Annotated in this window: 6 protein-coding genes; 1 reads left to right on the forward strand and 5 read right to left on the reverse strand. The window is 71.4% G+C overall.

Features of this window, described 5'->3' with window-relative positions; genetic code table 11:
* The first annotated feature begins 286 nt into the window (after positions 1-286).
* Entirely contained in the window at positions 287-1,753 is a 1,467-nt protein-coding gene (locus ABS772_RS22790; RefSeq protein WP_350396980.1) for an amino acid permease, read from the forward strand.
* 247 nt (positions 1,754-2,000) lie between these two features.
* Here ABS772_RS22790 and ABS772_RS22795 read toward each other — a convergent pair whose 3' ends face one another.
* The 5 genes from ABS772_RS22795 to ABS772_RS22815 form a co-directional block, all read right to left on the reverse strand.
* Positions 2,001-2,810 carry an exodeoxyribonuclease III gene (locus tag ABS772_RS22795; RefSeq protein ID WP_238256531.1) on the reverse strand — a complete coding sequence of 270 codons (810 nt, stop codon included), beginning with the start codon at positions 2,808-2,810 and terminating at the stop codon, positions 2,001-2,003.
* Positions 2,811-2,879: 69 nt separating this feature from the next.
* Positions 2,880-3,350 carry a BLUF domain-containing protein gene (locus ABS772_RS22800; protein ID WP_238256530.1) on the reverse strand — a complete coding sequence of 157 codons (471 nt, stop codon included), beginning with the start codon at positions 3,348-3,350 and terminating at the stop codon, positions 2,880-2,882.
* Between the two features lie 14 nt (positions 3,351-3,364).
* A complete protein-coding gene (locus tag ABS772_RS22805; protein ID WP_350396981.1) occupies positions 3,365-5,020 on the reverse strand; it encodes a putative bifunctional diguanylate cyclase/phosphodiesterase in 1,656 nt (551 codons plus the stop codon).
* Positions 5,021-5,353: 333 nt separating this feature from the next.
* Positions 5,354-6,310 carry an outer-membrane lipoprotein carrier protein LolA gene (locus ABS772_RS22810; RefSeq protein WP_350396982.1) on the reverse strand — a complete coding sequence of 319 codons (957 nt, stop codon included), beginning with the start codon at positions 6,308-6,310 and terminating at the stop codon, positions 5,354-5,356.
* 167 nt (positions 6,311-6,477) lie between these two features.
* The coding region (locus ABS772_RS22815) for a DNA translocase FtsK (RefSeq protein ID WP_350396984.1) at positions 6,478-7,061 on the reverse strand (584 nt) is incomplete at its 5' end.

Here is a 7,061-nt window from a genome sequence, read left to right on the forward strand (position 1 = left end):
AGTCCTTTCGGAGGGAAGTTTGGGTCGGAAGGCGCCGCCCATGAAAGGGAAGGGCACCTTGGAAAAACCTGCGGTCGGGCCGGTGCCGGGATGTCGTCCAGCACGGTCAGCCGCAAGCGGCACAAGCCCCGCCCGTCGGCCGGGTCGAGGCGGCGCGGACCATACACGAAACCGTGGGAAGTGCCAGTGCCGCCGCCCGCTCGGTCGGCTTCCGCTTCATACTGCCTCACGACCGGCGCGGATTTCGCGTTGCCGGCCGTGATCCGTTCCAGGCGCGCGAGACCCCATGCCGCTTTTTGCCCCCGGTGCCCGCAAGCCCATCGCCGCCCTCCTCGCCGATGAGTCCGGCACCGGCGGCCCGTCGCTGGCGAAAAACCTCTCCGCCTTCAGCCTCGTCTGCATCGGCGTCGGGGCGACGGTCGGGGCGGGGATCTTCGTGCTCACCGGCACGGCGGCGGCCAACTTCGCCGGGCCGGGCCTGATGCTGTCCTTCGTGCTCGGCGCGGTCGCGAGCGGGCTGGTGGCGCTCTGCTACGCGGAACTCGCCGCGATGATCCCCGTGGCCGGCTCGACCTATTCCTACACCTACGCGACGCTCGGGGCGCTGCCCGCCTGGATCATCGGCTGGGACCTCGTGCTCGAATTCGCCATGGCCGCGGCGACCATCGCTGTCGGCTGGTCGGGCTACGCGCAGAGCCTGCTGGCCGATATGGGCCTGCGCTTGCCGGCGGCGCTCGCCGCGGCGCCGGGGGAGGGCGGACTCGTGAATGGGCCGGCGGCCCTGATCACGCTGGCACTGACCGCGCTGCTGATGCGCGACAACCGCACCGCCGCCCGCACCAACGCCCTGCTGGTGGCGCTGAAGGTCGCGATCATCCTCGCCTTCCTCGGCCTCGGCGTGGGGCACCTCCGGCCCGAACTGTGGCACCCGCTGGTGCCGGCGAACGAGGGCACGTTCGGCGCCTTCGGCTGGAGCGGCGTCTTTCGCGGGGCCGGCGTGGTGTTCTTCGCCTATGTCGGCTTCGAGACCATCTCGACGGCGGCGGGCGAGACCCGCGACCCGCAGCGGGACGCGCCGGTGGGGCTGCTCGGCGCGCTCGCCGTCACCGCGGCGCTCTACGTGGCGGTGGCCGCCGTGCTCACCGGCCTCGTGCCCTATCGCGAGCTCGACGTGGCCGATCCGATCGCCAAGGCGATGGCGGTGACGGGGCTGCCCGGCTTCTCGGCCGCGATCAAGCTGGGGGCGCTGATCGGGATCACCACGGCGGCGCTCACCGCGCTCTACGGGCAGGCGCGGATCTGCTACGCCATGGCCCGCGACCGCATGCTGCCGGATGCCTTTGCGCGCATCGGCGCAACGAGCCGGACGCCGTTCGTCGCGCAGGGTCTCATCGGGCTCGCCACCGCCGTCGTGGCGGCGCTGGTGCCGATCACCGTTCTCGGCGAACTCGTCAGCATCGGCACGCTGTTCGCGTTCATCCTCGTCTGCGTCAGCGTGCTGGTCCTGCGCCGGACAGAGCCGGAGCGGGCGCGGCCCTTCCGCGTGCCGGGCGGCCCCGTCGTGCCGGCGCTCGGCATCCTCGCCTGCCTCGCCCTGATGGCGAGCCTGCCCGGCGACACCTGGCTGCGGCTGCTGGTCTGGCTCGGCCTCGGGCTGGCGATCTGGTTCGGCTATGCCCGTCGGCGCGTTGGCCAGGATCCGGGTTTCGAAAGGACGAGTCCTTTCGCGGGTCCAGGGCAGAGCCCTGGTTGAAGGGAAGCCGGGGTTCCACCCCGGCGCCCCGCCAAAGGGATGATCCCTTTGGAATCCCGCCCTCAGTACGAGCGGTGCTGGCCCGCGGCGCGGCCGCCGCCGTAGCGGCGGCGCAGGTAGGCGATGGCCTTGGGCAGGAGGAAGACGACGAGGATCTGGCGCAGGATCGAGCGCATCCGATTGGACTCCGTGTCGAGGATTCAGGACGTGGAGTTCAAATGCCCGGAGGGGCGTGAGCGTTCCCGGCTCACAACTCCAGCGACAGCGTGACGGGCACGTGGTCCGACGGCTTGTCCCAGCCGCGTGCCGCGCGGAAGACTTCGACGTGACGCACGGTGCCGGCGAGATCCGGCGAGACCCAGGCGTGGTCGAGCCGCCTTCCCTTGTTGGCGAGGTCCCAGTTCGGCGAGCGGTAGCTCCACCACGTGTAGATCTTTTCCGGCTCCGGGGTGAGGAGCCGGGCTGCGTCGATCCAACCGGCCTCCCCGCGCAGCGTTTCCAGCGCCTCGGTCTCGACGGGGGTGTGGCTCACCACGTCGAGGAGCTGCTTGTGCGACCAGACGTCGTGCTCCAGCGGCGCCACGTTGAGGTCGCCCACTAGGATCGCCGGGCCGGAGACGCGCCGGCCGCCCCAGGCGCGCAGTTCTCCCAGGAAGTCGAGCTTGTGCGCGAATTTCGGGTTGAGGTCGCGGTGGGGCACGTCGCCGCCCGCCGGCACGTAGAAATCGTGCAGCACGATCCCCGCCGCCGGCCCCGCCTCCGGTCCGAGCACCGCCGAGATGTGGCGCGCATCCGCCCGCTCGCAGAAGCTCATGACGTCGCGGGTGAGCAGGGGAAAGCGCGAGACGATCGCGACGCCGTTATAGCCCTTCTGCCCGGCGAAGACGATGTGCTCGTAGCCCGAGCCCTCGAACGCCTTGAGCGGAAACAGCTCGTCGGGGCACTTGGTCTCCTGCAGGCAGAGCACGTCCGGCCGCGCCTCCTTCAGGAAGCGCAGCACGGACTCGATGCGCAGGCGCACCGAGTTGATGTTCCAGGTCGTGACGGTGAGGCGCACGGGGATTGCCTGAGGAGCGTGGCGGGGACGGCCGCCCCGTTAGCCCAACCCGGACGGCGCGTAAAACCGTCAGGCCGCGGCGGCTTCCTCCTCCAGGGCGAGGCCGTGCAGCACGGCGCAGAGCTTGTCCCCCGTCATTCGCGAGAGGTCGAAGCCGCTCTCGCCGGCCAAGTCGCCGTAGCGGGCGGCGTCGGCCTGGGAGGCGCCGACGAAGGCCATCGACCATTCGGTGAAGAGCCGCGTCTCCACCGCCTCGAAGGCGAGCAGCGAGACCTCGCCGTGGCGCTCGTCCTGCTGAATGCGCTCGAAGGTCGACTCGACCGCCTCGCCCGGCCCTTCCAGCACCTGGGCGAAGCAGCCGGCGTTGAACATCAGTGCCCCGGTCACGCCGACGCGGGCGTTGTTGGCGCGGCTCACGGCGAGGATGCCGCGGATCGTCTCGTTCATCGCCGCCGGGGCGCCGGTCACCCGGTTGCGGCTGTAATAGACGAGGCGGCGCAGGTTCTGCGTCGGGGAGTCGTGACTGGCGTCTTGGCTCATGGAGGGCTCCGGGATCAGGCGGGAGAGACGGCGGTGGGGGGCGACAGCAGGGCGGCGGCCTGCGCGGCCGGCATCGGGCGCCCGGTCAGGTAGCCCTGGACCTCCGTGCAGCCCTCGGCGCGGATGGCGTCGAGCTGCGTCGGCGTCTCGACGCCCTCCGCGGTGGTGCGCATGCCGAGGCTGGCCCCGAGCCGGGCGATCGCCCGCACGATCGCGCCGCACTCGGCGTTGTCCTCCATGCCGCGGACGAAGGACTGGTCGATCTTGATCTTGTCGAAGGGGAATTTCTGCAGGTAGCTCAGGGACGAGTAGCCGGTGCCGAAATCGTCCATCGAGATCTTCACGCCGAGCGCGCGCAGGCCGTTGAGCACGTCGAGCACGCTGTCGGTGTTCTCGAGAAGCGCGCCCTCGGTGATCTCCAGCTCGAGCCGGGCCGGATCGAGGCCGGTCTGGGCCAGCACGTTCATCACCGTCTCGACCAGCTTGCCGCCGCGGAACTGCACGGGGGAGAGGTTCACGGCGATCGACGCGGGTTGCGACCAGCCGGCCGCCTCGCGGCAGGCGGCGCGCAGGGCCCACTCGCCGATGCCGACGATGACGCCGATCTCCTCGGCGAGCGGGATGAACAGGGCCGGGGAGACCGGGCCGCGCTCGGGATGGTTCCAGCGCAGCAGGGCCTCGAAGCCGGTCACCTGCCCGGTCTCCAGCCGGATCTGCGGCTGGAAGGCGAGGTCGAACTGCTTGAGGGCGAGCGCCCGGCGCAGGTCGATCTCCAGGCTGCGGCGCGCCTGCATCTGCGCGTTCATCGCCGGCTCGAAGAAGCGGTAGGTGCCCCGGCCCTCGGCCTTGGCACGGTAGAGCGCGAGGTCGGCGTGCTTGAGGAGGTCGTCGGCGTCGCGACCGTCGGCGGGGGCGATGGCGACGCCGACGCTGACGCCGACATTGAGCATGTGGCCGTCGACGACGTAGGTCCGGCCGACCAGATCGACGAGGCGGCGCGCCAGGGCCTCGGCGGCCTGCGGCTGCTCGGCGCCGGCCTGGAGGATGGCGAACTCGTCGCCGCCGAGCCGCGCCACCACGTCCTCGCGGCGGGTGGCCTTGCGCAGGCGCTCGGCGACCTTGCGCAGGAGCGCGTCGCCGACCGGGTGGCCGAGGGTGTCGTTGACCGCCTTGAACCGGTCGAGGTCGAGCATCAGCACCGCGAGCGGCGCGCCCGTCCCCGCCGCCTCGGCGAGCGCCGCGTCGAGGCGATCGTGCAGGCCGACGCGGTTGCACAGGCCGGTGAGCGGCTCCTGCCGGGCCAGGGCGGCGCCGCGGAGCTGCTCGGTCACGTCCTCGAAGGTGAGGGCGAAGCCGCCGGCCGAGAGCGGCGCCAGCGCCGCCTCGACGCGGCGGTCGCCGCCGAGGGTGAGGCGGGACCGGACGGGGCGGGCGGTGCGCAGCGCTTCCGGAAGAAGCCCGCCCTCCGCCTCCGCGCCGCCGAAGGCCGCGAGCAGAGCGGGCAGCGAGAGCCCGGCCGGCACGGCGCAGGAGAGCAGCGCCGCCGCGCGGGCGTTGGCGAAGGTCACCGTGCCGGCGGCGTCGAGCAGGACGAGCGGCACGGCCATCTCGGCGAGCGCCGCCTCGAACGGTGGGATGGCCGGAATCGAGAGAGCGGGGAGGGCGGACATTCGGCCGGGCAGCGTTCCGTTGAAGCCGCCCCGCGTGGGCGGCCCGCCCATTGGGCGGCCGGCCCCTCAAGGAAACCTTAAATCAAGTGCTCCGCGGCGCGTATTCGCGCGATTATTGGCAGAAACGTGAGGCCCATAACATAGGATGCGACAAGACGTTCCGTGATTTTTACAGCGGGATTCAACCCATGTTGTCGCCGACCTTGGCGCTCTTGTTCCGTGTCCTGCCGGACACCGTCCTCACGTGCCGTCGGACGACATGCCCCGGCGCTTCGGTGCGGTTCCGCGGTGAGGGCCGTCGGGGGCGCCGGACCACGGCGCCCGAACCCGATGTCAGGGGTTCTGGCTCTCGATCTGGCGCTGCATCGCCTTGTCCTCGGCGCGGCCGTAATTGATGAAGAACAGCGATCCGTCGACCGCCTTGCCCTTCTGCAGGTTCGAGAGCTGCACGGTGGTGAGGTAGCCCTGCGGGTCGGTGATCCGCCACTGCGACAGGGTCTTCATCTCGGCGTCGAAGAAGAGCTGGATCTTCGAGGTGCCGCCGAGCGTCGAGCGGTCCTCCAGGGCGATGCGCACGCCGCCCGGATCGTTGGTGACCTCCGTCACGGTCAGGTCGCGGGCGAGGTCGATCTTGTCCCGCAGCAGGAATTTCAGCGGCGTCTGCGAGATGAAGTAGAGATCCTGCGTGTTCAGCTTGCGGTCGCGCACCGCGACCGAGGTGCCGTCGGCCACCACTTCGAGCGGGGAGGGCTGGTCGTACTCGAAGCGCAGGCGCCCGGGCTTGGCGAGCGTCAGCTTGCCGCCGATGCGGCGCCCGTCGGCGCCGATCTGGATGAACGAGCCGGTCAGCGTCTGGAAGCCGTTGAAGTAGCCGTTGGCCGCCGCGACCACGGTCGCCGGGTCGGCGTCCTGCAGCGAGGCGCCGAGATTGGGCGCCCCCACCGCCGCGACCCGCGTGCCGGCCGGGGCGGCGGGCGTCGCCGGAGCGCCGGGCTTGGCCGCCGCCTTGAGGCTGCCGGTCTTCTCGGCGGGTTTTTCCGAAGGCTTCTCCGCCGTCTTGTCCGCCCCCTTGTCCGCGCCTTTGGCGGGCTTCTGCGCCGCCTTCTTGGCCGGGGCCTGGGCAGCCTCCGGCGCGGGCGAGGCGGCCGGGGGCGGCGCCGGCTCCTCCTTGCGGCCGAACAGGCCGTCGAGGAAGGACGAGACCTGGGCATTCGCCGGAAGCGGCTGGAGCGCCAGCGCGGCGACCACGAGCAGCGGACCGGCGGCGGGGCGGAGGCGTCGGCCAGTCATCGTGTGGGCATCTCCGAAAGCGTGCGGGCGCGCGGGGCTCTTGCCATCCCGGTGGGGCTCTTGCCGTCCCGGTGCGGACGCGCCTGGCGGCGGAGCGTCCGGATTCGTGTCGGGCGATAGAGCCGGCCCCTGTGGCGAATATGCGACGGGGGCCGGCTTTGCGCGGTTCACTCGTCGTCGTAGCCGCCGGAGGGGGCGCCCGCGAGACCCTCGACCAGGATCTCGCGTTTCCCGGCGTGGTTGGCCGGTCCGACGATCCCCTCGATCTCCATCCGCTCCATGATCGAGGCAGCGCGGTTGTAGCCGATCTGCAGGCGGCGCTGGATGTAGCTCGTCGAGGCCTTGCGGTCGCGCAGGACCACGGCGATGGCCTGCTCGTAGAGCTCGCCACCCTCGGCGCCGGCGGTCGCCGCGAAGGCGCCGATGTCGAAGACCGGGGCGTCGGCCTCCTCGGCGTCCGCGAAGTCGTCCTTCTCGGCCTTCGCCGCGCGCGCGCCCTTGGCCGGCTTCTCCGGCTGGTCGGACGAGCCGTCGTCGGCCGTGACCGCCTCCAGATAGGAGGGGCGGCCCTGGCGCTTGAGGTGGGCGACCACCGTCTCGACCTCCGAGTCCGAGCAGAACGGCCCGTGCACCCGCGTCGTGCGTCCGCCGCCGGCCATGAACAGCATGTCGCCCTGACCCAGAAGCTGCTCCGCGCCCATCTCGCCCAGGATCGTGCGGCTATCGATCTTGCTCGTCACCTGGAAGGAGA

Source organism: Methylorubrum podarium (genome assembly GCF_040270385.1).
Taxonomy (GTDB): domain Bacteria; phylum Pseudomonadota; class Alphaproteobacteria; order Rhizobiales; family Beijerinckiaceae; genus Methylobacterium; species Methylobacterium podarium.

Coding starts and splice junctions, on each gene's coding strand:
- ABS772_RS22790 (WP_350396980.1), top strand. CDS start 287: ATGCCGCTTTTTGCCCCCGGTGCCCGCAAGCCCATCGCCGCCCTCCTC.
- ABS772_RS22800 (WP_238256530.1), bottom strand. CDS start 3,350: ATGAGCCAAGACGCCAGTCACGACTCCCCGACGCAGAACCTGCGCCGC.
- ABS772_RS22805 (WP_350396981.1), bottom strand. CDS start 5,020: ATGTCCGCCCTCCCCGCTCTCTCGATTCCGGCCATCCCACCGTTCGAG.
- ABS772_RS22810 (WP_350396982.1), bottom strand. CDS start 6,310: ATGACTGGCCGACGCCTCCGCCCCGCCGCCGGTCCGCTGCTCGTGGTC.